The sequence below is a fragment of the Nonomuraea sp. NPDC049709 genome (assembly GCF_040674815.1).
GTDB lineage: Bacteria > Actinomycetota > Actinomycetes > Streptosporangiales > Streptosporangiaceae > Nonomuraea.
On record NZ_JBFANM010000005.1, the window covers coordinates 55,634 to 80,674 of the forward strand.

Below are 25,041 nucleotides of genomic sequence, written 5' to 3' on the forward strand. Positions count from 1 at the left end.
TACATGGCGATCATCGTGACGGGTGCGTCGGGGTTGCTCGGGACTGCGCTGGTGGCGGCGCTGCGGGGCGAGGGGCGGGAGGTCGTCCGGCTCGTACGCCGCCCGCCGCGCGGGGCCGACGAGGCGTTCTGGCAGCCCGCGGAGCAGGTCGTGGACCTGGCCCCGCTGGAGGGCGCCGAGGCGGTCGTGCACCTGGCCGGGGCGTCGATCGCGGACCGGCGCTGGACCCCGGCGTACAAGCGCGAGCTCGTCACCAGCCGGGTCCAGGGCACGCGGGTGCTGGTCGACGCCCTGCGAGGGCTCTCCAAGCCGCCCGAGGTGTTCCTGTCGGCCTCCGGGGTCGACTTCTACGGCGACACCGGCGACCGGGTGATCGACGAGAGCCAGGCCAAGGGCAGCGGCTTCCTGGCCGACATGTGCGAGCAGTGGGAAGGCGAGGCGGAGCGGGCCGAGGAGGCGGGGATCAGGACCGTGCGGTCGCGTACGGGGCTGGTGCTGACCCGGAGCGGCGGGGCGCTCGGCCGGATGTTGCCGATCTTCCGGATCGGGCTGGGGGCGCCGCTCGGGTCGGGGAAGCAGTACTGGTCGTGGATCAGCGTGGACGACTGGGTGGGCGCCGCCCTACATGTGTTGAAAAATCGGGACATCGTGGGGGCGGTCAATTTCACCTCCCCCACGCCCGTCACCAACGCCGAGTTCACCAGGACGCTCGGAAAGGCCCTGCGCAGGGGCACGATGCCGATCCCCGTGCCGGCGTTCGCGCTGGCCGCCGGGCTCGGCGAGATGGCCCGCGAGACGCTGCTGCCGGGCCACCGCATCAAGCCCGCCAAGCTGACCGCCGGCGGCTATCGCTTCGCCCATACGAGTCTCGACGAGGCGCTGCGCGCCGTACTGTAGGGTGCCGTCCGTCCTTCAGCAGGTGGGAGAATCTTGACATGAGCCGGTCAGGACAGTCGCACATCCTCGCCATCGGAGGCGGATCGTTCCGCCCCAGCAGGCGCCACAACAGCATCGAGGCCAGCCTCCTGCTGCGCTACGGGCTCGACCTCACCGGGCAGGACCGGCCGAAGCTGGGGCTGGTGGCCACGGCGATGGGCGACTCGTCCGACTGGGTGCTGAAGATGTACGGCGCCTTCGCGGGCTGGGACGTCGAGCTGAGCCATCTGACGGTCTTCCCGATGCCCAACGTCGCCGATCCGCGGGCCTGGATGCTCGAGCAGGACATGATCTACGTCAGCGGCGGCAGCGTGGCAAACCTGATGGCGTTGTGGCGGCTGCACGGGCTCGACGAGGCGTTCGAGGAGGCATGGCGGTCCGGGGTGGTGCTGTCCGGGCAGAGCGCGGGCGCGCTGTGCTGGCATGTGGGGGGCAACACCGACTCCTTCGGGCCCGACCTGCGGGTGTGGGCCGAGGGGATGGCGCTGCTGCCCTACTCGTGCGGGGTGCACTACAACTCCGAGCCGCAGCGCCGGCCGCTGCTGCAGGAGTCGGTGGCCGGCGGCGAGCTGCCCGGCGGTTACGCCGCCGACGAGGGCGTCGGGCTGCACTACGTGGGCACCGAGTTCATCCAGGCGGTGAGCGTCGAGCCGGGCGCGCACGCGTACCGGCTGGAGAGCGAGGGTGCTGGAAGGGTAAAGGAGTTCAGGATCGAGCCACGTCTCCTGACCCCCTGATTACCCTTCAAGGGTGAGGGAACGGCACAATAGGCTCATGCGCCCCATCCACGGGGACGATCCCCACGCACTCGCCATCGTCCGCCTTGGTGTCGACGTTCCCTACGAGCAGGCCTGGTCGCTGCAGCGCTGGGTGCACGGCAAGCGGGCCGCCGGAGAGCTCACCGACACCGTCCTCGTCCTCGAGCACGCGCCCGTCTACACGGCGGGCAAGCGCACGGCCCCCCACGAGCGGCCGTCCGACGGCACCCCGGTCATCGACGTCGACCGGGGCGGGCGCCTGACCTGGCACGGCCCCGGGCAGCTCGTCGCCTATCCGATCGTGGCCGTCACCGACGTGGTGGCATACGCCTGCCGCCTCGAGGAGACGATGATCCAGGTGTGCGCCGACTTCGGCGTCACGGCCCGGCGGGTGTCCGGCCGCGGCGGCGTGTGGGCTGCCGGTGACCCGGCGCTCGGCCTGCCCGACCGCCAGCTCGGCGCGGTCGGCCTGCGCGTATCGCGCGGCGTGACCATGCACGGCTTCGCGCTCAACTGCGCCAACGACCCGCGCTGGTTCAACCGCATCGCCCCGTGCGGCTTCCCCGACGTGGGCGTCTCGTCGCTGTCGGCGGAGACGGGCCGCCGCATCGTGGTCGAGGAGGTCATGCCGATCGCGGAGAAGCGGCTGGCGGAGGCGCTCGGCAAGGAGGCGTTCGAGCTCCACGAGGAGGACCTGCTCCGCGGCCGTTGACGCGGCCGTTGACGGGGCCGGTAATCGAATCGGCATCCAACGGCAGCGGAATCGCGGAGATCCCGGGCTTACGATCGCCCGTGTGAAGCGCCTTTCCGCTCTTGTGCTCGCGCTCGTGGTCCACCTGCTGACGCTGGCCTTCGTGGTGCTGGGCGGGTGGATCATCATCCGGGCCCCCGGCTCGATCCTGTCGTGGCTCTTCGGCGCCGTGAGCCTGGCCATCGGCTGGGCGCTGCGGCCCAGTCTGGGCCGGTTACCCGCCGACGCCGAGGTGCTCGACCGCGCCTCGGCCCCCGAGCTGTACGGGGCCGCGGACCGGGTGGCCGACCGGGTCGGCGTCAAGCGGCCCAGGAAGGTCGCGGTCGGCGACCTGGACCCGCACACCCACTACGACCGGGTCGGCCTGGCGCGCACCCCCGTCCTGGTCGTCGGCCTGCCGCTGTGGCTGGCGCTGCCGCCCAAGCAGCGGGTGGCGGTGCTGGCCACGGCGTACGCGCGGCTCCCGACCGGCGCCGAGCGGGTGGTGAGCGAGGCGCTGGCCACGCTGGAGTCCTGGCGGGACGCCCTGCTGGGAGCGGCGGCGCCCCTGAAGGTCAGGGAGGAGGCGCAGACCAAGATCGCGGCCTCGTCCCTGGGGGCGATGGACCACCCGGGCACCACGTACGAGGTGGCGGGCGCCTTCGGCCGCCTGGTCGGGCGGGTGCTGGGCGGCCCGGTGCTGTTGCTGCGCTACGCGCTGACCCGGCTGGCCCGGGCGGGTGAGAGCCGTACCCTGGCCAGGCAGCGGGCGCTGGCGCAGCGGGTGGCCACGGCGGAGGAGCTGGCCGAGCTGGAGGAGCTGGCGGCGGGCGGCTACCTGGCGCCGATGCAGGCGGCGGCGCTGCGCGGCGAGAGCGTCTCGTCGATCAGGCGCGACGCGCTGGCCAGGTTCCAGCTCACCGACGACGGCGTGCTCCCCTCGCCCCCGCACTCCGAGCTGCTCGGCACCCGCGAGTCGGAGCGGATCGACGAGGAGTTGCAGGCCCACTACACCCGGGCGATCCGGGGTTTCGGGCTCATCTCCTGACCCTGGAGCGGGCCGCTTCCCCAGGAGACGTAAGCTGAGAACGTGACCGTTGCTCCTGAAGGCCGCAAGCTCCTCCGCCTGGAGGTGCGTAACGCCGAAACCCCTATCGAGCGCAAGCCCCCGTGGATCAAGACCAAGCTGAGGACGGGCCCCGAATACACCGAGCTGAAATCGCTCGTGCGCCGGGAGGGCCTGCACACGGTCTGTGAAGAGGCGGGCTGCCCCAATATCTACGAGTGCTGGGAAGATCGCGAGGCGACCTTCCTCATCGGCGGCGACCAGTGCACGCGCCGCTGCGACTTCTGCCAGATCGACACCGGCAAGCCCAAGGAATACGACCGCGACGAGCCGCGCCGGGTGGCCGAGTCGGTCCAGCAGATGGGCCTGAAATACGCCACCGTGACCGGCGTGGCCCGCGACGACCTGCCCGACGGCGGCGCCTGGCTCTACGCCGAGACCGCGCGCCAGATCCACGCGGTGCTCCCCGACTGCGGCGTCGAGCTGCTGGTGCCCGACTTCAACGGCAACCGCGAGCAGCTGGAGGAGGTCTTCTCCAGCAAGCCCGAGGTGTTCGCGCACAACGTCGAGACGGTGCCGCGGATCTTCAAGCGTATCCGCCCGGCGTTCCGCTACGAGCGCTCGCTCGGCGTGATCACGATGGCCCGCGAGGCCGGGCTGGTCACCAAGTCCAACCTGATCCTGGGCATGGGCGAGACCCGCGAGGAGATCGTCGAGGCCATGCGCGACCTGCACGCGGCCGGCACCGACCTGCTGACGATCACCCAATACCTGCGGCCGACGCCGCGCCACCACCCGGTGGAGCGGTGGGTGAAGCCGGAGGAGTTCGTCGAGCTGCAGGCCGAGGCCGAGGCCATCGGGTTCGCCGGCGTGCTGTCCGGGCCGCTGGTGCGCTCGTCCTACCGGGCCGGCAAGCTCTACAAGCAGGCCATCGAGGCCCGCCAGACCGCCTGACCGGCAGACTTCAGCCCCGGAACGCCCGGCGTCCCGGGGCTGCTCCGTGTCGGGCCGGTGCTGTGGCCGGTGCTGTGGCCGGTGCGCGGGCCCGGGCGGCGTGGCTACCATGGCAGCGCTGTCGATGGGGGGAGCAACTCCGGCATGGCCGTTCTGATCCGCACCAGTGACTTACCCGCGAAGCGTCGCCACGAGGCGTGGCGCAGCATCGTGTGCGACACGCTCGGCCCCCTCGACCTGCGCATCGACCCCGACGCGCCGTTACGCGGCGAGATCGAGTTCGGCAAGCTCGGCGACGTGGGCGTCGGCCGGATCGACACCTCCACCCCGCACAGCGTGCACCGCACCTCGGGCCTGATCCGCCGCGAGAATCCCGACCTCTACCGGGTGGTGCTCGCCCTGTCGGGCAGCCCGCGCCTGGCCCAGGACGGCCGCCAGACGCAGCTCAGCCGGGGCGAGTTCGCGATCTACGACTTCACCCGGCCCTACGAGCTGGCTTATGACTCGGCGGTGCGGCTCGCGGTGTTCAGCCTCCCGCACGACCAGCTCAGCGTGCCGATCGACGCGGTGGCGACGCTCGCCGCGCTGCCCATCGGGGCCGAGACGGGCGCCGCCGCGCTGGCCGTGCCGCTGCTGCGCCGGGTGGCCCTCGACCACGAGACCTACCGTCCCGGCAGCGCCGCGAGGTTGTCGACCGTGGTGACCGACCTGGTCAGCGCGGCCGTCGCCGAGCGCCTGGAGCTGACGCGGTCGCTGCCCGGCGACGCGCGGCAACGTACGCTGCTGCTGCAGGTGCGCGCCTTCATCGAGCAGCACCTGGGCGAGCTCGACCTCGACCCCGCGACCATCGCGGCGGCGCACCACATCTCCGTGCGTTACCTGCACCGGCTGTTCGAGTCGGAGAACACGTCGGTGGCCGCCTGGATCAGGCAGCGGCGGCTCGAACGGTGCCGCACGGACCTGCTGGCGGGCGGCACCGAGTCCGTCAGCGTCGTCGGGGCCCGGTGGGGGCTGCCCGACTCGGCGCATTTCAGCAGGTTGTTCCGGCGCGCGTACGGGATGCCGCCCGCCGAGTACCGCCGCGCCAACACGGTGCGCTGACACTGTGCGCTGAACGTCAATCCGCCTGGCGTCCAGATCCAAGACCGGCGGGCCCTTTCTCAGCAGACTGATGGTTGTCAGCGAATGTGAGAAGGGATCAGGAAATGCAGCTCTTCGTCAATCTTCCGGTCAAGGACATCGAGCGGTCGAAGCAGTTCTTCACCGACCTCGGCTTCACCCTGTTCGGCATGGCCGACAACATGGCGTCGGTGGTCATCAGCGAGCAGACGCAGGTCATGCTGCTGGCCGAGGACGCGTTCGCCTCGTACATCACCAAGGAGATCGGCGACGCCGGCAAGAGCACCGAGGCGATCCTGGTGCTGGGGCTGGAGAACCCGGCGCAGGTGGACGAGCTGGTGGACAAGGCTCTGGCGTCCGGGGCCACGCCGGCGGGCGTCAAGCAGGAGGACGGCGGGTTCCGCTACCAGCGCGGCTTCGCCGACCTCGACGGGCACCACTGGGAGGCGCTTTGCCTGGTGCAGCCGGCCCAATGAGCTCGTATCCGGAGGAGTCCGTGAAGTCGGCCGACGGCACCGTCATCGCCTTCGACCGGCGCGGCGAGGGTCCGGCGGTCGTGCTGGTCCAGGGCGCGTTCGCGGAGCGGCGGCAGCCCATGATGGCCGCCATCGCGAGCGCCCTGGCCCGGTGGTTCACGGTGTTCAACTACGACCGCAGGGGCCGGGGCGGCAGCGGGGACACGCCGCCGTACGCGGTGGAGCGGGAGATCGAGGACCTGGCCGCCGTCGTGGAGGCGGCGGGCGGGTCGGCGATGGTGTTCGGCGGCTCGTCGGGGGCGGCGCTGGCGCTGGAGGCGGCCGCTGTCAACCCGGCGATCTCGAAGCTGGCCGTGTGGGAGCCGCCGTACCACGTGGACGAGAGCGCGCCCGCGCTCTCCCCGGGCTTCACGGCCGAGCTCGGCGCGCTGGTCGCGGCGGGCCGGCGGGCGGAGGTGGTGGAGCGGTTCATGGCGGCGGCCGGGGTGCCGCCGGAGGCCGTGGCCATGATGCGCGCCCAGCCGACCTGGGAGCAGGCCGAGGCCGTCGCGCACACGCTGGTCTACGAGGCGGCCGTGCTGCGGGCCGGCGAGGAGCTGCCCGCGGCGCGGCTGGCCGCCATCGGGCAGCCGACGCTGGTGCTCAACGGGGCCGACAGCCCGGCGTGGATGGCGAAGGCGGGCGTGGCGGTGGCCGCGGCGGTGCCCGGCGCGGTGCTGCGGGTGCTGGAGGACCAGGCGCACAACGTGGCGCCGAAGGCGCTGGCTCCCGAGCTGCTGGAGTTCTTCGTGGCGGGGTGACGCTTTGCATTACGCAAAGGTCACAAACCTATCGAGCGCTCGGTTTTCTGGTGAACACTGTGGGCGTGGACCTCGACGAACTGATCTCCCGGCTCGACCTCCCCACCAAGATCCGCCTGCTCACGGGGGCCGACATGTGGTCGCTGCCGCCGCTGCCCGAGATCGGGCTCGACGCGCTCGTGATGAGCGACGGGCCCATCGGCGTACGTGGCGGCCAGTGGCGCCCAGGCGACCCCTCGATCGCCCTGCCGAGCCCGACGGCGCTGGCCGCCACCTGGGACGTGGACCTGGTCCGGCGGGCCGGGCGGCTGCTGGCCCAGGAGGCGCGGCGCAAGGGCGTGCACGTCCTGCTCGCGCCCACGCTCAACCTGCACCGCTCGCCGCTCGGCGGGCGGCACTTCGAGTGCTTCTCCGAGGACCCGTACCTGACGGGCGAGATCGGCGCCGCCTACGTCGAGGGCGTGCAGGAGGGCGGGGTCGCCACGACGCCCAAGCACTTCGTGGCCAACGACTCCGAGACCGACCGGTTCACCGTGGACGTCCTGGTGGCGGAGAGGACGCTGCGCGAGCTGTACCTGCGGCCGTTCGAGCGGGTGGTGGCGGCCGGGGCGTGGGGTCTCATGACCGCCTACAACGGGGTGAACGGCACCACCATGACCGAGCACGCGGACCTGGTGCACGGGGTGCTGAAGGGCGAGTGGGGGTTCGACGGGTGCGTCGTGTCCGACTGGACGGCGGTGCGCTCGACCGAGGCGGCCGCCCTCGGCGGCACGGACGTGGCCATGCCGGGGCCGAAGGGGCCGTGGGGGGACCGGCTGGAGGCGGCCGTACGGGAGGGGCGGGTGCCGGAGTCGGCCGTGGACGATCGCGTACGCCGCGTCCTGCGCCTGGCCGAGCGGGTCGGCGCCCTGCGCGGCGCGCGGGAACGGCCCGTGGAGATGGCGGCCGTCGACGGGGTGGCGCTGGCCCGCGAGGTCGCCACCCGCGGCTTCACCCTGCTCACCAACCACGGCGTCCTGCCGCTCCGGGCCGATGCCACGATCGCGCTCATCGGGGCGGCCGCCCGGGAGGCGCGCGTCATGGGCGGCGGCAGCGCGCAGGTCTACCCCGGGCGCGTCGTCTCGCCGCTCGAGGGGCTGGCCGGCCGGGCCGAGGTCCGGTACGCCGTGGGCACCGACCCGCGCATCCGCCTGTCACCGCTGCCCGGCCCCGTCACGGCGCTGTTCCTGGACGAGGCGGGCGCGGTGCTGTCCGAGCAGGCGCTGGCCGACGGCGAGGCGCGCTGGATGGGGCAGTTGCCGCCCGGCGTGGACGGCGCGCGGCTCAGGGCGGTCCGGCTGCGGGTGGCGTACCGGCCGGAGGTCTCCGGCGCGCACGAGCTGTCGGTCGCCGGCGTGGGCGCCTTCGACCTGACCGTGAACGGCGAGAGCGTCCTGGACGAGAGCATCGGCCTGGACGTCGGCGACCCGGCCGCGGCGTTCCTGGCGCCGCCCGAGCGCCGGGTGCGCGTGGAGATGGCGGCGGGCGGGACGTACGAGCTGACCCTGACCCATCCGGCGAGCACGTTCGCCGGCATGACCTTCGTGTCCTTCACCCTCGGCCACGCCGACCCCGGTCCGGGCGAGGACGAGCTGATGGCCGAGGCCGTGCGCGTGGCCGGCGAGTGCGACGTGGCGGTGGTCGTGGCCGCCACCACGCCTGAGGTGGAGAGCGAGGGCTTCGACCGGGCGGACCTCGTCCTGCCGGGCCGGCAGGACGAGCTGATCCGGGCGGTGGCCGCCGCCAACCCGCGGACGGTGGTCGTGGTCAACGCGGGCTCGCCGGTCGAGATGCCCTGGCTGGAGGAGGTGGCGGCGGTGCTGGTCACCTGGTTCCCGGGGCAGGAGGCGGGGGCGGCGCTGGCCGACGTGCTGTTCGGCGACGCCGAGCCGGGCGGGCGGCTGCCCACGACCTGGCACCGGCGGCTGGCGGACGCGCCGGTGACGTGCGTGACGCCGGTGGACGGGAAGCTGGCCTACGACGAGGGCGTCCGCATCGGATATCCGGCGTGCGAGGGATTGTCGCCCGCGTTCTGGTTCGGGCACGGGCTGGGGTACACGACGTGGTCCTACGACTCGATCGCGGCCGAGGGCACCAGTGTGTCCGTGGCCGTCACCAACACCGGGGCGCGCCCGGGGCGGGAGGTCGTGCAGATCTACGTCGAGGGCCGGCTGGCCGGGTTCGACGTGGTCGAGGCCGATCCGGGGCAGACCGTGATCACCACCGTGTTCCTCCCGGAGCGGGCCTTCCAGGTCTGGGAGGACGGCTGGCGTACGGTCGAGGGCGTTCACACGGTGCGGGCGGGCCGCAGCGCGAGCGATCTTCCGCTGTCGGCAACGGTGAAGATGTAGTCACAACGGGAAAAACGACCGGGCCGCGTTTTCCATACTGCACCAGTTGGTTTGTATCCTTCTGAGCATGGCAAAGTCCGAGGATCCAGAGAAGCCGGGGCGCATCAAGCAGCTCCGCATGATCGCGCAGATCATCAAGCAGGCCAACCCCAAGGGAATGCCGATCGTCTTCCTCTCGGCGGTGGGCACGCTGGCTGTGGTCGTCGTGATCGGCCTGGTCACGGACTACCTGTGGTATTCGGTGTTCATCGGCGTGCTGGCCGCGTTCACCGTCGGGCTGGTGGTGTTCGGGCAGCTCGCGCAGCGGGCCCAATACTCGATCCTGCACGGCCAGACCGGCGCGGCGGCGGCCGTGCTGCAGGGCATGCGGGGCAACTGGCAGGTCACCCCGGCCATCGCGGTCAACCGTGACCAGGACCTGATCCACCTCGTGGTCGGCTACCCGGGCGTCGTGCTGGTGTCCGAGGGGCCGGGCAACCGGGTGGCGAAGATGCTGACGGCCGAGAAGAAGCGGATCGCGCGGGTGGTGCTGGGCGTCGAGATCTACGACGTGCAGTGCGGCGACGGCGAGGGGCAGGTGCCGCTCGGCAAGCTGCAGCGGCACATCATGAAGCTGCCGCGCAACCTGAAGAAGCCCTCGGTCAACGAGGTCAAGGACCGCCTGCGCTCGCTGCCGCGGAACATGCCGATGCCCAAGGGCCCGATGCCCAAGGGCGCCCGCATCCCGCGCGGCCCCAAGATGCGCTAGTGCTGTCGGCTTCGTCGCGGGCCAACCGCGGCTGGTGGGACGGCAACGCCGACGACTACCAGGTCGAGCACGGCGGGTTCCTGCGCGACAGCGGGTTCGTGTGGGGGCCCGAGGGCGTGGACGAGTCCGAGGCGCGCCTGCTCGGCGAGGTGGACGGCCGGCGGGTGCTCGAGATCGGCTGCGGTGCCGCCCAGTGCGCGCGGTGGCTGGTGACGCGGGGTGCGGAGGTGGTGGCGTTCGACATCTCGCACCGCCAGCTCCGCCACTCCCAGCGCATCGACCTGGAGACCGGCCTGCGCGTTCCCGTGGTGCAGGCCGACGCCGAGGTGCTGCCGTTCGCCGGCGGCTCCTTCGACGTGGCCTGCTCCGCGTACGGGGCGCTGCCGTTCGTGGCCGACCCCCTGGCCGTCTTCCGCGAGGTGCGCAGGGTGCTGCGGCCGGGCGGGCGGTTCGTGTTCTCGGTGAGCCATCCGATCCGGTGGGCGTTCCCCGACGATCCGGGGCCGCGGGGGCTGACCTCCGACCGGTCCTACTTCGACCGGTCCCCGTACGAGGAGCGCGATGAGCGGGGCGAGCTCACATACGTCGAGCACCACCACACGATGGCCGACTGGGTGAACCTGCTGGCGGCCTCCGGCCTGACGATCACCGGGCTGCTGGAGCCCGAGTGGCCCGAGGGGCACGAGCGGGCGTGGGGCGGCTGGAGCCCGCTGCGCGGCCGGCACCTCCCCGGCACGGCCATCTTCAGCTGCGCGAATATCTAGCCGCCATGGCGTGGAAGACCTCCTTGGGCTCCCACGCCCTCTCGTCGAGCATCCTGACCACGCCGTACGCCCCGAGGTCGGCCCCACCCGGCCGGTTGTAGGTCGCCCAGGTGAACCACAGCGCCGTATCGACGCCCTCCCGCTCGAAGAGGTCGACCAGCTCTTCGAGGTAGCGGACCTGCTCGCCCTCGTCACGCACCGCGCCGTCCGGCACGGACCAGGCCATGCCGCCCAGCTCCCCCGCCCCCGTGTACGCGCAGGTGCCGAACTCGGTGACCGCGACCGGCTTGCCGTGCTTGAAGTGTGCGCGCAGCTCCTCGGTGAAGGTGTCCTTGTTGTACGCCGCCCGGTAGGCGTCCGTGCCGACCAGGTCGAACGGGGTCCAGTCGACGTCCTCCCACGGCCCCGAGGCGTAGGTGATCCGGCCGCCGAACCGGGCCCTGGCCACCTCCGCCGCCTCGCCCAGGAAGTCGTTGAAGCGCCGCATCACGGGCCCCAGCGAGGTCCACCAGTCCACGTCGGCCGTGGCCATCCGCGTCAGGCGGTCCATGTAGGCGTCGCCGGGGATGAAACCGGGGCAGAAGGCGCTGGTCTCGCAGCCGGTGACGAGGACGACCTCGGCGCCGGTCCGGCGGACGGCCTCGGCCCGCTCGGCGCAGTCGGCGTACAGGGAGAGGGTCTCCTCGGCCGGGACGTCCACCGGGAACGGCGCGAACCACACCTCCAGGCCCGCCGCGGCGGCGTGCTCGGCGGCCACGCTCAGCCGCTCCGGGTCTCCGCCCGAGACCCGGACGACCCGGCAGTGCAGCTCGTCGGCGATGACCCGCATCTCGCGGGCGACGGTGCCGGCGTCGAACACCTTGCGCGACCTCTCATCGACCGGCAGGAATCCCGTGTCGTAGTTGATGCCCTTTTTCACGATTTTTCCCCTTTTATCGATGAGAAGCCGTGTTCCAGGAGGTCGAAGGCCAGTTCGACCTCCTCCCCCAGCAGCCGTCCCGCCTCCTCCAGCGGCACCCCCATGGAGAGCCGGTGGAAGAACACCTCCTGCAGGGTCGTGACGGCGGCGGTGACCTGCGCGGCCATGATCTGGGGCGCGAGGCCGTGGCCCGGCATGGCCTCGGCGAGCGCGGTGGCCAGCTCGTAGCGCTGACCCATGTTCGTCTGGTGGACGCCCGCGAGCAGGGCCGGACTGGCCGAGATCACCCGGACCCTGGTGATCATGCCCTCGACGTCCACCTCGCCCGTGCCCTGCCGGGCCATCCCCCGGTAGTGCTCGCGCAGGGCGTCGAACGGCGACTGACCGGCCTCGCGCCCGGCCACGATCGCGGCCGTGTCGTCCTTGACGGCGTCGAGGACCAGGCACTCCTTGGACGGGAAGTAGGTGAACAGCGTGACCTTGGCGACCCCGGCCGCCTCGGCCACCTCGTTGACGGTCACGGCGTCGTAGCCGCGCTCGTCGAACAGCCGCAGCGCCACCTCGGAGATCCGCCGCCGGGTCTGCTCCTTCTTGCGCTCCCTGAGCCCCGCCATCATGAGGACAGCATAAACCGTACCGGGTACGTTTCTGAACCCGGTACGGTTTTTTACCCGCTCAGCTACATCCGGACGACCATCGTGTTGGAGGCGCGGTCGTGCACCCCTCGATGGTCGCGGTCCCAGATCAGGGCGGGCACGGCCAGGGCGAGCAGCGCCGTACGCACCAGAACGGGCAGCAGCCGCGGATCACCGCCGTCCATCGCGGCGACCCGGACGCCCATCAGCCGGTGCCCGAACGTCTGGCCCATGAACCCGACCAGGAGCAGGTACTGCAGCGCGAACACGACCACCGGCGCCCACGGCGACTCCGCCGGGTTCATCCGGAGCAGCAGCTGCACGACCACCCACGTGCAGATCATCCAGTCGATGACGAGCGCGCCGATCCGGCGCCCCCACCCGGCGATCGAACCGCTGCCCTCCTCGGGCAGCCCCAGGCGCTCTCCCGGGTATCCGAGATCGACCCCGGCGGATCTCACCCCACCCAGCCAGGTCTGCGTCCATCGAGGCTCGTTCCTGCTCATACCCTCAAAGGTAGCCGCTGCCAGGGCCGGTCCCGATTGTGACCCAACCGCGTCACAAGACGGACATCATGTACGCCATGCCACACGGGGATGACCTTGACCAGCGCTTCAACGAGCTGGTCGCGCAGATAGACGCCGACCAGCAGCGCAAGATGCGCGCGGCGGCGAAGAAGGGGGCCAGGCAGGCCCCGAAAGCCGTGTCCCGCCACCCGCGCGAGGCCCGCCCGGCCCGGGCGCCGCGCCGGATCGGGCGGGCCTGGCTCGCCATGGCCGGGATCACCTCGGTGATCGCGGCCGCCGGGGTCGTCATCACCCTCCGCCCCGACCTGCTCGCCGCCGCCGGCCCGGTGCCCGAGGAGACCATGCCGGTGGCCGCGGCCCCCCTGCCGCCGGAGAGCTCGACCGCCGCGGCCTCCCTGCCGCCGGAGGCCTCGGCCGCCACAGGTCCCGTACCCGAGGAGACGCAGCCGGTGGCGACGGCACCCGACGCCGCCAAGCCGTTCGAGGGCTCCAAGGCCGAGGACTGGGCCGAGGGCGCCGCCGGTTTCGACATGCCCGAGGCCAAGGCTGTCGGCGGGCTGTCGAAGAAGGACGTGGCCAAGGGGATCGAGCGGACGCGCAAGCTGCTGACGGCGGCCCTGCTCGACCGCAAGACGATCCTGGGAGGCAAGCCGGCGGCGTTCATGGAGCTGCTCCCCCCCGAGGAGCGATCCTGGTTCCGCAAGGGCCTGACCCGCAAGGGCGACCAGACCACCCGCGGATGGGTGACGAGCATCGCCCCCAAGACGGCCGAGCTGGCCAGCGACGTGATCAAGGTGCACGGCAGGACGAAGCTGTCGTCGTTCAAGCAGGACGGGCGCACCGGCGCGAAGCTGGAGACCAACTACATCGTCGTCTACGCGATCCAGCGGCCCGGCCAGGCGGAGACGCTGACGCGGCTCGTCAAGCACGAGCGCGGCTCGGTGCTGGTGTACCGCGAAGGGGGTGAGGTGGTCGTCTGGATCCAGGATGGGGGCGGCAGTGTGACCCCGGCCCGATGTGACGTGGAGGACGGGTACATCCACCCCTTCTACGACGACTCCGTGCCCGACAAGGTGGGGGCGGAAGGGACGCCGACGGACCCGTACGAGCTGGATGAACCCGAGCTCAAGGGTGAGTGCGGCGCCTCGAAGGGAACGTGAACAACGTTCGACACACCGCTGCGCCAGACTGACGCTGCGTAACACGTGCGAAACAATCGAGACACCATACGGAAACGGCCAAGCCCTAGCGTCGGCATGATGGCCAGTCCCCAGGGAGGTTCGAGAGTGTTCAACTCCGCCGACGACGTCCTGAAGTTCATCAGTGACGAAGGGGTGCAGTTCGTCGATGTCAGGTTCACCGACCTGCCGGGGACGACGCACCACTTCACCTTCCCGGTTGAGAACTTCAGCGCGAGCGTCTTCACCGACGGACTCATGTTCGACGGCTCGTCGATCCGCGGCTTCCAAGCGATCCACGAGTCCGACATGCTCCTGCTGCCCGACCCGACCAGCGCCGTGGTGGACCCGTTCCGCCAGCACAAGACGCTCAATCTGAACTTCTTCGTGCACGACCCGCTGACCGGCGAGGCCTACAGCCGCGACCCGCGCAACGTGGCTCGCAAGGCGGAGGAATTCCTCAAGGGCACGGGCATCGCCGACACGGTCTACTTCGGCCCCGAGGCCGAGTTCTACATCTTCGACGACGTGCGCTTCGAGACGAAGCAGAACGCCGGCTACTACTACATCGACTCCATCGAGGGCGCCTGGAACACCGGCAAGGCGACCGAGGGCGGCAACCTGGGCTACAAGCCGCGCTACAAGGGCGGCTACTTCCCGGTCCCGCCGATGGACCACTTCACCGACCTGCGCTCGGAGATGGTGCGCAACCTCATCGAGTGCGGCGTCGAGGTCGAGATGCAGCACCACGAGGTCGGCACGGCCGGTCAGGCGGAGATCGACTTCAAGTTCGGCACGCTGCTCAAGACCGCCGACAACCTGATGCTGTACAAGTACATCATCAAGAGCACGGCCATGGAGTACGGCCACACGGTCACGTTCATGCCCAAGCCGATCTTCGGTGACAACGGCTCCGGCATGCACTGCCACCAGTCGCTGTGGAAGGACGGCTCGCCGCTCTTCTACGACGAGGTCGGCTACGCCGGCCTGTCCGACACGGCCCGCTACTACATCGGCGGCCTGCTCAAGCACGCGCCGTCGCTGCTGGCCTTCACCAACCCGACGGTCAACTCCTACCACCGCCTGGTGCCCGGCTACGAAGCCCCGGTCAACCTGGTCTACTCGCAGCGCAACCGCTCGGCCTGCGTGCGCATCCCGATCACGGGCTCCAACCCGAAGGCCAAGCGCATCGAGTTCCGCGTCCCGGACCCGTCGTGCAACCCGTACTTCGCGTTCGCGGCGATGCTGATGGCCGGCATCGACGGCATCCGCAACAAGATCGAGCCGCCGGAGCCGGTCGACAAGGACCTCTACGAGCTGCCGCCGGAGGAGGCCCGCCAGGTGCCGCAGGTGCCGGGCTCGCTGACCGACGTGCTCAACGCGCTGGAGGCGGACCACGACTACCTGCTCGAGGGCGGTGTCTTCACGCCTGACCTGATCGAGACGTGGATCGCGTACAAGCGGGAGAACGAGGTCGACCCGATCCGGCTGCGGCCGCACCCGCACGAGTTCGAGCTGTACTACGACTGCTAGGCCTCACGCGTGACGGCCCGGGATCCGGCTCCACCGGTCCCGGGCCGTTCTCGTGTCCGCCCGATCATGTCCCCGTGCGGGCTCACTCCCCCGTGAACTCGAAAGTCGGGGCGGACCGGGTCAGGATCGCGTGCTTCGGGGTGATCGGCCACAGGGAGTTCAGCTCGGCGGCGAGCGCGGACGTGAGCGACTCGATGTCCTTCCTGGCCGTGTCGTGCAGCGCCTCCGCGACGATCAGGACGTTCGCCGTCGTGTCGCGTACGGCCGAGAGGCCGCTCTGGCGGTTGGTCCAGCGGCGGGCGTGCGCCTGGCCCGCCGCATCGGCGAAGATCACTTCCTTGGCGGGCGGGTGCTCCGTCTCGCCGGAGAAGGTGAGGTACGTCTCCTCGCCCGCGGCATATCCGACCTCCAGGCAGCCGTCGATGCGGGAGACGTCGAAGACCGCGATCGGGACGGCGTACGCGATGGAGACGGCGTTGCACAGGTCGATCAGGGGGTGGAGCCGGGGCAGCGCCCCCTCCTTCCTGAAGCGGCGCAGCAGGGACTCCGACGCGCATCTGTACTGGGTCGGCTTGAGGCCCATCCGGGAGAAGGCGCGGCGCCACGCCTGGATCTCCGGGAGCTCACCCTCGGAGGCGGTCGCGAGACGGGCCGCGGCGACCTCGCCGTAGGCGGCGATCCGGGCGTCCGGGACGGCGTCCGCCGTGATGCCCTCAGCGTAGAGCGCCGCCGGGACGAGCTCGGGGAAGTCTCTCCAGATGTCGTCCGAATGCTGGAAACGCATGGCTCTCACTCCGCGAGGCGGCTTACGGATCTTCTCTGGAAGCCTATAGCGCCGTAGGCGGCGCAGGTCACCGCCGTGAGGATGGACGCGGTCAGGAGCGGGTCGGCGTGGGTGAGGCCGCCGAGGACGGCCACGCCCAGGGTCGCTCCGACCTGGCGGGAGGCGTTCAGTACGCCGCCGGCCGTCCCGGCGGTGCCGGGAGGCGCCCCGGCGATCGTGCCCGCCATCAGGGCGGGGAAGCAGAACGACAGGCCGAAGCCCATCACGGCCAGCCATACCGGGAGGCCGCCGGCGAGTGCGGCCCCGGCCAGGCCCGCCGCGAGCAGGGCCAGGCCGGCCAGGATCGGGGGGCGGGCGCCGTGTCGGGCGACGATCCGGCCGGTGAGCACGGGGTTGACGACCATGGGGAGGGTGAGGGGGAGGAAGGCCAGGCCGGTCGCCATCGGGGAGAGGTGGCGGGTGTCCTGGAGGAGGAGGGTCAGGACGAACAGGGCGCCGGAGAAGGCGAAGTTCGCCACGGCGCCGGCGAGGAGCTCGGGCCAGGTGGCGGAGAGGAGGCCCGGGGGGACGGCCGCGCCGCGGTGGGGTTCGGCGGGCGGCTTCAGGCGGGCCGGCGTGGCGGTGCGGCGTTCGATGGTGATCAGGGACACCAGGGCGATCAGGGACAGGGCCGCGGCCGGGAGGGAAGTGTCCGTCAGGGCCTCGGCCAGCAGGCCCAGGAAGGCGCACATCAGGCCCTGCGCGTACCAGTCGATCCGGCGTGTCCCGCGCGGCGAGCGGATCCGCGCCACGGCCAGCAGGCTGACGAGGGCGATGGGCGGGTTGATCAGGAAGACGGCGCGCCAGCCGTACAGGTCCACCAGCAGGCCGCCCAGCAGCGGGCCCGCCGCCAGGGCCGTGCCGGTGACGGAGGCCCACACGCCCGTCGCGCGCGCCCGGGCGGCCGGGGACGGGTACAGCTCGGCGATCAGCCCGAGCGAGCCGCCCAGGCACAGCGCGCCCGCCACGCCGAGCAGGGCGCGCAGCGCGACCAGCACCCCGAGGTGCGGGGCCGCCGCGCTCAGCAGCGAGAGCACCCCGAACGCCGCCACCCCGGCCTTGAACACCCTGGCCGCCCCGTACCGGTCGGCCACCGCTCCCCCGGTCAGCAGGGAGGCGGCGAAGGCGACGGTGTAGGCGTTCACGGCCCACTGCTGGCCGGCCACGGAGCCGCCGAGCGAGGCGCGCAGGTCCGGCAGGGCGATCGTGAGCACGGTCGTGTCCAAGAGCACGAGGAAGTAGGCGAGGGAGAAACCGGCAAGCTTCATGGGGTTCAGCCTGCGGAAACGCGATATGTCCACTCAACAGGCGCATCCGGACGGGGCATTCGGGAAAGCCGTCGGCTCCTGCGCCCGCGTCGCGACGTAGTCTCGCGCCATGGAGCATCGATCCCCGCTGATCACGCACGTCTCCTGGGGCCGGATGGTGGTCGAGGGCCTCGGCGAGGGCAAGGACTTCAAGCTCTACCCGGGCGGCGGGCGGCCCTGGGACTGGAACGAGACCGGCACCAGGCACAGGCCCGGCATCCAGCCCGCGGACGTGCGGGAGCTGCTCGACCACGGCAGCCAGGCCATCGTCCTGTCCCGGGGCATGGAGCTGGTCCTGGAGACGTGCCCCGAGACGCTGGAGCTGCTGAAGGGGAAGGGTGTGGAGGTGTACGTGGAGGAGACGACCGCCGCCGTCCAGCGGTACAACTCGCTCGCCGGGACCGTCCCGGTCGGCGGCCTGTTCCACTCCACCTGCTGATCGGCGGCACGCGCGGAAGGCGCATGGTGGCGGAACCGTATGCTGGCGGGCGTGGAGCTGCGTCATGTGCGGGTGTTCGTGGCGGTCGCGCGGGCCGGGACCGTGGTGGGGGCCGCCAACGACCTCGGGCTCGCCCCGGCGTCGGTCTCCGAGCAGGTGCGGCGGCTGGAAGGCGGTCTCGGGGTCGCGCTGTTCGAGCGGACCCCTCAGGGGATGGTGCTGACCGGGCAGGGACATGCGCTGCTGGAGCGGGCGCAGGGGCTGCTGGACCACGCGGAGGACGTACGCAGGGCCGTCACCGGGCAGCGGCGGCGGGTCACGGTCGGCGCTCTCGAGACGCTGGCCGCCACCCGGCTGCCGGGCGTGGTGCGCCGCCTGGCGGAGCGCCGGCCCGACCTGGACGTGGACGTGCGCACGCTGGGCAGGAAGGAGCTGCTGGCCGAGGTCGCCGGCGGCGGGCTGGACGCGGCGCTGCTGCTCGACTCCGGGATGCGGGTCGGCACGCTCGGCTTCGCGGCCCCGCCGGGGCTGGCCTTCCTCGACGTGGGCGAGGTCACGCTGCGGCTGGTCGCGGCTCCAGGCGTCGCGGCCCCAGGCGTCGTGACGCCGGGCATGGGCCCGCGCCGGGACGGGGGTCCTGGAGCCGATGCCGGCACGCTGCTGGTGTCGCCGCCGGAGTGCTCGATCCGGATGGCGGTGGAGCGGATGTTCGGGGCGGAGGTGCCGCGGCGGGAGCTGACCAGCATCGCGACCGCCCGGGAGTGGGCCAGGCAGGGGCTCGGGAGGTCGCTCCTGCCGGACTTCGCGGTGGACGGCGACCTGGCGTCGGGGACGCTGGTGGCGCTGGACGACGCCTGCCCCGCGCCGACGCTGGCCCTCCGCCTGGTCTGGCTGCGCGGACGGGAGCCCGGCCTGCGCGACGTCCTGTACGCGATGAGCGCCTGATCCGGGGGGACTAACCGGGCCGCCTGACCCGGCGAGCCTACGGACGCTCGAGGCAGGCTTACGGACGCTTGAGTCGGTAGACCACGTGGCGCCGGATCGGGCTGTCCCGCGCCACCCACGGATGGTCGAAGTCCTCGGCCGCGTCGTGCGTCATCCCGAGCCGCTCCATCACCGCCCGGGACCGCGTGTTGCCGACGGCCGTCATGGAGATGATCTCGTCGAGGCCCGCCTCCTCGAACCCGTAGCCGAGGGCCCGCCGGGCCGCCTCCGTCGCGTACCCCTGCCCCCAGGCCGAGCGCGTCAGCCGCCACCCGATCTCCACCGCCGGCAGGAACGGCGCGTCGAACGTCTGCAGCACCAGCCCCGTGAACCCGATGAACCGCCCGCTCGCCCGCTCCTCCAGCGCCCACAGCCCGTAGCCGAACACCCCGAAGTCCCGCTCGATCCGGTCCACCATGGCGTCGCTCTGCTCGCGGGTGAGCCTGTTGGGGAAGTGGCGCATCACCTCCGGATCGGCGTTCAGCTCGGCGAAGGGGGTCCGGTCGGTGTCGCGCCACCGGCGCATGATCAGCCGCTCTGTCTCCATCAGGCCAACGATAGTGCGGCGACGAGATCGGGGAGGCGGCCGGTCGCGGCGGCCAGGGCGAGCGGGTCCTGGTATTCGCGCCAGTGCGCGATCTGGCCGCCGCGGGCCCTGAGCACGCCGACGAACGGAGCTGACACGCGCTGCCCGGTGCCGGGAAGGGTGGCGCCCAGCTCGTACTCGACGATGATCACGTCGGGGTCGGCGGTGTCGTGGACGACCAGGCCGTCCATCTCCAGCCGGAACGGCAGCGCGGCCCGGCCGGCGCGGGCGTACTCCAGGAACGCCTGCCGCCCCTCGAAGCGGCGCGGCGCGCCGGGCGGCGCGAACGGCGTCTCCACGACGACGTCCTCCGCCCACAACCCCTCCGCCCCCAACCCGTCCGCCACCGGGTCGCCGGTCAGCTCCCGTCGCAGCCGGTCGAACACCTCGCGTGCGCTCATCGCTGGCTCCCGTCTAAGATGAGCCTCCACTCACCATCGGAAAATAATGAGTCGCCACTCATCTTGTCAACGGGAGCCCAGCCGATGACCCAGCTGCGCGCCGACGCCCGGCGCAACCGCGAGCGCATCCTGGCCGCCGCCGAGGCCGTCTTCGCCGAGCGGGGCGCCTCCGCCTCGACGGAGGAGGTCGCCGCGCGGGCGGGGGTGGCGATCGGGACCGTGTTCCGGCACTTCCCCACCAAGAACGACCTGCTCGGCGCGATCGTCAAGGCGCTGCTCGACCGGCTGACCGAGGAGGCCGCGAGACAGGCCCGGGAGGGTGCCCCGGAGACCGCGCTGTTCGCCTTCTTCACGCACGTGGTGGAGGAGGCGGCGGCCCGCAGGACCGTGGCCGCGCTGCTGTCGGGCGGCGGGGTGGACGTACGCGTGGACAAGCCGCTGCGCCGGCTGGAGGAGCCGGTAGGCGCGCTGCTGCGCCGCGCCCAGGAGGCCGGCGCGGTTCGCGCGGACGTGCGGCCGGACGAGGTGATGGCCCTGCTCGCCGCCGCCTCCCAGGCCGCCCTGCTCGGCGGCTGGACCCCGGACCTGCGGGACCGCACGCTGCGGATCGTCTTCGAGGGGCTCAGGGCACGCGGCTGAGGAACGCCTTCGTACGCGGGCCGCTCAGCGCCTCGACCTGATCCCGGTGATGCGCCGGAACACGTCCCACCAGAACGGCGCCCCGAACAGCAGCGCCACGTACGTCAGCAGGAAGCCCGGCCAGTGGCTCGGCGTGCTGATCCGATCCCACCACGTGCCGCCGTTCCAGTGGACGCTCGGGTCGCCCTGCTCCGGGATCGACACGCTGACCAGCGCCTGGTCCATCATCTTGACCAGGGCGGGCTGGCTGAGCACCTCCGTGACGCACGGCACCGGATCGCCGCCGGTGCACCGCGCCTTGAGCTCGTCGTACGCGTCCGGCCCCGCCCCCGCCACGGCCGTCACCGAGGCGCGGAAGGCGTTGTCGCGCAGCAGCGTCTTGGCGTACTCCAGCCCGTCCATGGTGAACAGCAGCGTCACCCCGAGGCCGAGCACGGCGACGACCCACTTGACGTAGCGCCTGTACAGCATGGACAGCCGCTGCATCTCCCCGTCGAACCAGGTCTCCACGCCCTGCCGGAACCGGTCGAGGTCGCGCTGCGCGGTCTCCCACACGCCCTTGAGGTGGCCGTACAGCGGGCTGTCGATCTTCTGCAGCTTGGCCAGGAACTGCTCGACGTCGCCGCCCTGCGCCGCCGCCAGCTCCATCACCGCCATCGCGAACCGCGCCGGCGGGATGTTCGCGATGCTCGTCTTTCCCCTCTTGGCGTGGTCGATCTCCCGGACCCGCTCGTAGAGCAGTTTGATCATGGAGTCGCCGGACTGCGTCTCGGGCTCCGGCATCCTGCCGGGCTCGGAGGGCGCGGGCAGGTCGTTGTGCCGGGGACGGGGGTCGCGCAGGAACGGCAGCACCCGGAACACGTCGAGCACCCCGGCCGGCAACCAGGAGCCGGTCTTCTTGTCGGCGCCGTCCATGGTGTCCCTGAGATAGGCCCACAGGAACTTGCTGCGGATGGCCAGCACGCGTACGAAAGCCTCGTTGAGCCCGCTCACCAGCAGCGACAGCAGCAGGAACGCCACCACCAGGCCGAGGGCCAGATCCACATAAACGGATAACACCGCGCATTGATACACCCACGGCGTGTGGCAGCGCAATGACGCACGGATCAGACCCAGCGATCAGGCCCGATGATCAGGCCCGATGATCAGGCCCGTTGATCAGGCGCCGTAGAAGACGCGGTCCACCACCTTCCGGGCCCGGCGCGTCACCCGCCGGTAGTCGTCGAGGAAGTCCTCGGAGCCGTCCGGCGGGTAGCCGAGCGTCTGGGCGATCAGCTTGCGCTCGCCCGAGTCGCGCGGCACGTTGTCGCCCGGCCGCCCCTTCACCAGCATGAGCGCGTCCCGGATGCGCGAGGCGAAGCGCCACGCCTCGGCCAGCACCGCCTCGTCGGCCGGGGCGAGCAGCCCCTCGGCCACGGCCGCGCGCAGCGCGTCCAGCGTGCGGGTGGTGCGCAGGGACGGCAGCGTGCCGGCGAAGCGGAGCTGCAGGAGCTGCGCCACCCATTCCACGTCGGACAGCCCGCCGGGGCCGAGCTTGGTGTGCAGGGCGGGGTCGGCGCCGCGCGGCAGCCGTTCGGCCTCCATACGGGCCTTGATCCGCCTGATCTCCCTGACCGCTTCGTCGCGCAGCCCGCCCGCCGGGTAGCGCAGCTGGTCGACCATGGACGTGAACTCCGCCCCCAGTGCCGCGTCCCCGGCCGAGAACCTGGCCCGCAGCAGCGCCTGCGCCTCCCACGGCGACGACCAGCGCGAGTAGTAGGCGCGGTAGGAGGCCAGCGTGCGCACCAGGGGCCCCTGGCGGCCTTCGGGCCGCAGGTCGGGGTCGATGATCAGGGGCGGGTCGGGGGCGGGCAGGGACAGCAGCCGGCGCAGCTCGTTGGCCACGGCGAAGGCCGCGTCGGTGGCCTCGCGCTCCGCCACCCCGGGCAGGGGCGAGTGGACGAACACGACGTCGGCGTCGCTGGCATAGGAGCACTCCATGCCGCCGAGCCGGCCCATGGCGATGATCGCGAAGGAGGTGGTGCCGGCGGCCCTGCTGAGCGCGGCGTCGAGGGCGGCCTGCAGCGTCACGTCCGTGAGCTGCGACAGCGCGCTCCCGACGCCCTCGATGTCGATGAGCCCGGACAGGTCGGCCACCGCCGTGCGGAACAGCTCCTTGCGCCGCAGCGCCCGCACGGCCGCGACGGCGGTTTCGGGATCGCCGGCGTGTCTGGACACCGCGGCGGACGCCTCGCCGAGCAGCGACTCCGGGGAGCGTACGGCCAGCTCGGCGTCGGAGCCCAGCATGGCGACCGCGTCGGGGGCGTGCATGAGCAGGCCGGTGGCGTAGCGGCTGGTGCCGAGCACGCGGGCCATCCTGGCGGCCACGGCGGTCTCGTCGCGCAGCAGCCGCAGGTACCACGGCGTGCTGCCCAGCTTGTCGCTGACCTGCCGGAACCCGAGCAGCGCCGCGTCCGGGTCGGGCGTGTCGGCGAACCAGCCGAGCATCACCGGCAGCAGCGTGCGCTGGATGGCGGCCCGCCTGGACACCCCGGTGGCGAGGTTGGCGATGTGGCGCAGCGCGCCGGTGGGGTCGACGTAGCCGAGCGCTTCGAGCCGGTGGGCGGCGGCCGTGGTCGACAGCCGCGCCTCCGACTCGGGCAGCCGCGCCACGGCCTGCAGCAGCGGGCGGTAGAACAGCTTCTCGTGCAGCCGCCGCGCCTCCATCGCGTGCCGCCGCCACCGGGCCGTGAACTCCCCCACCGGGTCGGCCTGCATGCCCAGCGCCCGGCCCAGCCTGCGCAGGTCGGCCTCGTCGGTGGGCACGATGTGGGTGCGCCGCATCCGGTGCAGCTGCAGCAGGTGCTCGACCTGCCGCAGGAACGAGTACGCCTCCGCCAGCCCCCGCGAGTCGTCGCGCCCCACGTAGCCGCCCCGCGACAGCGCGGCCAGCGCCGGCAGCGTGGCCCGGCGGCGCAGCAGCGGATCGAGCCGGCCGTGCACGAGCTGCAGCAGCTGCACCGCGAACTCGATGTCGCGCAGCCCGCCGGGCCCCAGCTTGAGCTGCCGCTCGCCCTCGGCGCGCACGTGCGCCTCGACCCGGCGGCGCATGGCCTGCACGTCCTCGACGAAGTCCTCGCGGGTGGCCGCCGTCCAGACCATCTCGTTGACGGCCTCGACGTAAGCGGCTCCCAGCTCCAGGTCGCCCGCCACGGGCCTGGCCTTGAGCAGCGCCTGGAACTCCCATGTCTTGGCCCAGCGCCGGTAGTAGGTGAGGTGGCTGGCCAGCGTACGCACCAGCGGCCCGGATCGGCCCTCGGGACGCAGCCCGGCGTCCACCTCCCACAGCGAGCCCTCGGGGGTGGTGGCGGTGCAGGCCCGCATCATGGCCTGGGCCAGCCGGGTGGCCGCGCGCAGCGCCTTGGCCTCGTCGGCGCCCTCCCGCGGCTCGGCCACGAAGATCACGTCGACGTCGCTGATGTAGTTGAGCTCCCTGGCGCCGCACTTGCCCATGCCGATGACCGCGAAGCGGACCTCCTCGGCCTCGACCTCGGTGCGGGCGACGGCGAGCGCGGCCTCCAGCGCGGCGCCGGCCAGGTCGGACAGCTCGGCCGTGACCTCCTGCAGGGTGGCCTGGCCGGTGAGGTCGCGGGCGGCGAGGTGTGTCAGGCGGCCCCGGTAGGCCACGCGCAGCGCCACCAGCGCGTCGGGGGCCGTGGCGAGCGGCTCGCTCTCGTCCGGCTCGGCGCCGACGGCGCGCAGCAGCTCGGCCCTTGCCCCGCCGAGGCGCGGCTGGGCCAGGAGCGCAACCTGGCCGGGGTGGCGTACGAGGTGCTCGCCGAGGGCGGCGCTGACACCCAGCACGGCCAGCAGCCCGCTCCTCAGGTGCTCGTCGGCGCGCAGGGCGTCGAGCACGGCGGGCTCGCGCTCGATCAGGCGGGTCAGGGAGGCCAGTGCCTGGTCGGGATCGGCCACGTCCACCAGTGATTCCAGGACGTCGTCGAGGTCGGCCTCCGACTGGCGGACGAGCTGGGCGGCCCTGGCGCCGTCGGCGAAGCCGAGCTTGGCGAGCCGCGCGGCGGTGGATTCGATCCTGGGCACCCCTCCATCTTGACAGCTCTCGCCCGCTTCGCCGTAGCATGAAACGCAACGTTGCGTTGCGTTTTGCGGGGATCGCGGGTTGGCAGGTGCGTCCTTCGGGGCGCGCCTGCCGGGAAGGTGGGGATGATGGCGCGCACGCGTGGGGTGGCGGCGTCGGCGGCTGTGCGCGGAGCGGCGAACTCCCATCAGCAGCGGGTTCCAGCGGGGTGGCGGTGGCGGGCGCGCGCGGGGCGGCGGCGCCTGGGCGGG

At 72.1% G+C, this 25,041-nt stretch carries 25 protein-coding genes; 16 read left to right on the forward strand and 9 right to left on the reverse strand.

Going from position 1 to position 25,041, the window contains the following annotated elements:
• Positions 1 to 3 precede the first annotated feature (3 nt).
• The 11 genes from AB0J69_RS06450 to AB0J69_RS06500 all read left to right on the forward strand — a co-directional run bounded on the left by AB0J69_RS06450 (position 4) and on the right by AB0J69_RS06500 (position 10,741).
• On the forward strand, positions 4 to 897 hold the full coding sequence (locus AB0J69_RS06450; RefSeq protein WP_364113523.1) for a TIGR01777 family oxidoreductase: 894 nt from the start codon (positions 4 to 6) through the stop codon (positions 895 to 897).
• A 38-nt stretch (positions 898 to 935) separates the two neighbouring features.
• Positions 936 to 1,673, forward strand: a complete 738-nt coding sequence (locus tag AB0J69_RS06455; RefSeq protein ID WP_364113525.1) for a peptidase E — start codon at positions 936 to 938, stop codon at positions 1,671 to 1,673.
• Between the two features lie 37 nt (positions 1,674 to 1,710).
• A complete protein-coding gene (lipB, locus tag AB0J69_RS06460; protein WP_364113527.1) occupies positions 1,711 to 2,406 on the forward strand; it encodes a lipoyl(octanoyl) transferase LipB in 696 nt (231 codons plus the stop codon).
• Positions 2,407 to 2,488: 82 nt separating this feature from the next.
• Positions 2,489 to 3,472, forward strand: coding sequence for a M48 family metallopeptidase (locus AB0J69_RS06465; RefSeq protein WP_364113529.1), 984 nt, complete (start codon positions 2,489 to 2,491; stop codon positions 3,470 to 3,472).
• Between the two features lie 42 nt (positions 3,473 to 3,514).
• Positions 3,515 to 4,444 (forward strand): lipoyl synthase, encoded by a 930-nt coding sequence (lipA, locus tag AB0J69_RS06470; RefSeq protein WP_364113531.1) that lies wholly within the window; start codon positions 3,515 to 3,517, stop codon positions 4,442 to 4,444.
• Positions 4,445 to 4,588: 144 nt separating this feature from the next.
• Positions 4,589 to 5,545, forward strand: coding sequence for a helix-turn-helix domain-containing protein (locus tag AB0J69_RS06475; RefSeq protein ID WP_364113533.1), 957 nt, complete (start codon positions 4,589 to 4,591; stop codon positions 5,543 to 5,545).
• 104 nt (positions 5,546 to 5,649) lie between these two features.
• Positions 5,650 to 6,039 carry a VOC family protein gene (locus AB0J69_RS06480; RefSeq protein WP_364113535.1) on the forward strand — a complete coding sequence of 130 codons (390 nt, stop codon included), beginning with the start codon at positions 5,650 to 5,652 and terminating at the stop codon, positions 6,037 to 6,039.
• On the forward strand, positions 6,036 to 6,839 hold the full coding sequence (locus tag AB0J69_RS06485; protein ID WP_364113537.1) for an alpha/beta hydrolase: 804 nt from the start codon (positions 6,036 to 6,038) through the stop codon (positions 6,837 to 6,839). The genes AB0J69_RS06480 and AB0J69_RS06485 overlap by 4 nt, the downstream gene beginning before the upstream one ends.
• A gap of 65 nt (positions 6,840 to 6,904) precedes the next feature.
• Positions 6,905 to 9,229: a glycoside hydrolase family 3 C-terminal domain-containing protein gene (locus AB0J69_RS06490; protein WP_364113539.1), complete on the forward strand. Its 2,325-nt coding sequence runs from the start codon at positions 6,905 to 6,907 to the stop codon at positions 9,227 to 9,229.
• 67 nt (positions 9,230 to 9,296) lie between these two features.
• Positions 9,297 to 9,977: a DUF4191 domain-containing protein gene (locus tag AB0J69_RS06495; protein WP_364113541.1), complete on the forward strand. Its 681-nt coding sequence runs from the start codon at positions 9,297 to 9,299 to the stop codon at positions 9,975 to 9,977.
• Complete coding sequence (locus tag AB0J69_RS06500; protein ID WP_364113543.1) at positions 9,977 to 10,741, forward strand: class I SAM-dependent methyltransferase; 765 nt, start codon at positions 9,977 to 9,979, stop codon at positions 10,739 to 10,741. Before AB0J69_RS06495 ends, AB0J69_RS06500 begins: the two co-directional genes overlap by 1 nt.
• Here AB0J69_RS06500 and AB0J69_RS06505 read toward each other — a convergent pair.
• From AB0J69_RS06505 to AB0J69_RS06515, 3 genes are all read right to left on the reverse strand, one after another.
• Complete coding sequence (locus tag AB0J69_RS06505) at positions 10,722 to 11,660, reverse strand: hypothetical protein (RefSeq protein ID WP_364113545.1); 939 nt, start codon at positions 11,658 to 11,660, stop codon at positions 10,722 to 10,724. The genes AB0J69_RS06500 and AB0J69_RS06505 overlap by 20 nt on opposite strands.
• Positions 11,657 to 12,277, reverse strand: a complete 621-nt coding sequence (locus AB0J69_RS06510; RefSeq protein WP_364113547.1) for a TetR/AcrR family transcriptional regulator — start codon at positions 12,275 to 12,277, stop codon at positions 11,657 to 11,659. The genes AB0J69_RS06505 and AB0J69_RS06510 overlap by 4 nt, the downstream gene beginning before the upstream one ends.
• Before the next feature lie 62 nt (positions 12,278 to 12,339).
• The gene (locus AB0J69_RS06515; RefSeq protein WP_364113549.1) at positions 12,340 to 12,801 is read right to left on the reverse strand and encodes an RDD family protein; all 462 of its coding nucleotides are present in this window, start codon (positions 12,799 to 12,801) and stop codon (positions 12,340 to 12,342) included.
• A gap of 77 nt (positions 12,802 to 12,878) precedes the next feature.
• On the opposite strand from AB0J69_RS06515, the gene AB0J69_RS06520 reads away from it, so the two are divergent.
• Complete coding sequence (locus tag AB0J69_RS06520) at positions 12,879 to 13,982, forward strand: hypothetical protein (RefSeq protein ID WP_364113551.1); 1,104 nt, start codon at positions 12,879 to 12,881, stop codon at positions 13,980 to 13,982.
• A gap of 126 nt (positions 13,983 to 14,108) precedes the next feature.
• Positions 14,109 to 15,533 carry a type I glutamate--ammonia ligase gene (gene glnA, locus AB0J69_RS06525; RefSeq protein ID WP_364113553.1) on the forward strand — a complete coding sequence of 475 codons (1,425 nt, stop codon included), beginning with the start codon at positions 14,109 to 14,111 and terminating at the stop codon, positions 15,531 to 15,533.
• 82 nt (positions 15,534 to 15,615) lie between these two features.
• Here glnA and AB0J69_RS06530 read toward each other — a convergent pair whose 3' ends face one another.
• Both AB0J69_RS06530 and AB0J69_RS06535 read right to left on the reverse strand, forming a co-directional pair.
• Complete coding sequence (locus tag AB0J69_RS06530) at positions 15,616 to 16,317, reverse strand: phenylalanine--tRNA ligase beta subunit-related protein (RefSeq protein ID WP_364113555.1); 702 nt, start codon at positions 16,315 to 16,317, stop codon at positions 15,616 to 15,618.
• 5 nt (positions 16,318 to 16,322) lie between these two features.
• Positions 16,323 to 17,624, reverse strand: coding sequence for an MFS transporter (locus AB0J69_RS06535; RefSeq protein ID WP_364113557.1), 1,302 nt, complete (start codon positions 17,622 to 17,624; stop codon positions 16,323 to 16,325).
• Positions 17,625 to 17,733: 109 nt separating this feature from the next.
• Here AB0J69_RS06535 and AB0J69_RS06540 point away from each other — a divergent pair, with 109 nt between their 5' ends.
• Positions 17,734 to 18,102, forward strand: a complete 369-nt coding sequence (locus AB0J69_RS06540; RefSeq protein ID WP_364113559.1) for an Mth938-like domain-containing protein — start codon at positions 17,734 to 17,736, stop codon at positions 18,100 to 18,102.
• Positions 18,103 to 18,153: 51 nt separating this feature from the next.
• Complete coding sequence (locus tag AB0J69_RS06545) at positions 18,154 to 19,047, forward strand: LysR family transcriptional regulator (RefSeq protein ID WP_364113561.1); 894 nt, start codon at positions 18,154 to 18,156, stop codon at positions 19,045 to 19,047.
• 58 nt (positions 19,048 to 19,105) lie between these two features.
• On the opposite strand, the gene AB0J69_RS06550 is transcribed toward AB0J69_RS06545, so the two are convergent.
• Together AB0J69_RS06550 and AB0J69_RS06555 are read right to left on the reverse strand one after the other, a co-directional pair.
• Complete coding sequence (locus tag AB0J69_RS06550) at positions 19,106 to 19,633, reverse strand: GNAT family N-acetyltransferase (RefSeq protein WP_364113563.1); 528 nt, start codon at positions 19,631 to 19,633, stop codon at positions 19,106 to 19,108.
• Complete coding sequence (locus AB0J69_RS06555) at positions 19,633 to 20,073, reverse strand: nuclear transport factor 2 family protein (RefSeq protein ID WP_364113565.1); 441 nt, start codon at positions 20,071 to 20,073, stop codon at positions 19,633 to 19,635. The genes AB0J69_RS06550 and AB0J69_RS06555 overlap by 1 nt, the downstream gene beginning before the upstream one ends.
• Before the next feature lie 84 nt (positions 20,074 to 20,157).
• Here AB0J69_RS06555 and AB0J69_RS06560 point away from each other — a divergent pair, with 84 nt between their 5' ends.
• Complete coding sequence (locus tag AB0J69_RS06560; RefSeq protein WP_364113567.1) at positions 20,158 to 20,712, forward strand: helix-turn-helix domain-containing protein; 555 nt, start codon at positions 20,158 to 20,160, stop codon at positions 20,710 to 20,712.
• 24 nt (positions 20,713 to 20,736) lie between these two features.
• Here AB0J69_RS06560 and AB0J69_RS06565 read toward each other — a convergent pair whose 3' ends face one another.
• Positions 20,737 to 21,771, reverse strand: coding sequence for a hypothetical protein (locus AB0J69_RS06565; protein WP_364113569.1), 1,035 nt, complete (start codon positions 21,769 to 21,771; stop codon positions 20,737 to 20,739).
• Positions 21,772 to 21,870: 99 nt separating this feature from the next.
• Positions 21,871 to 24,792: a bifunctional [glutamine synthetase] adenylyltransferase/[glutamine synthetase]-adenylyl-L-tyrosine phosphorylase gene (locus AB0J69_RS06570; RefSeq protein ID WP_364113571.1), complete on the reverse strand. Its 2,922-nt coding sequence runs from the start codon at positions 24,790 to 24,792 to the stop codon at positions 21,871 to 21,873.
• Positions 24,793 to 25,041 lie beyond the last annotated feature (249 nt).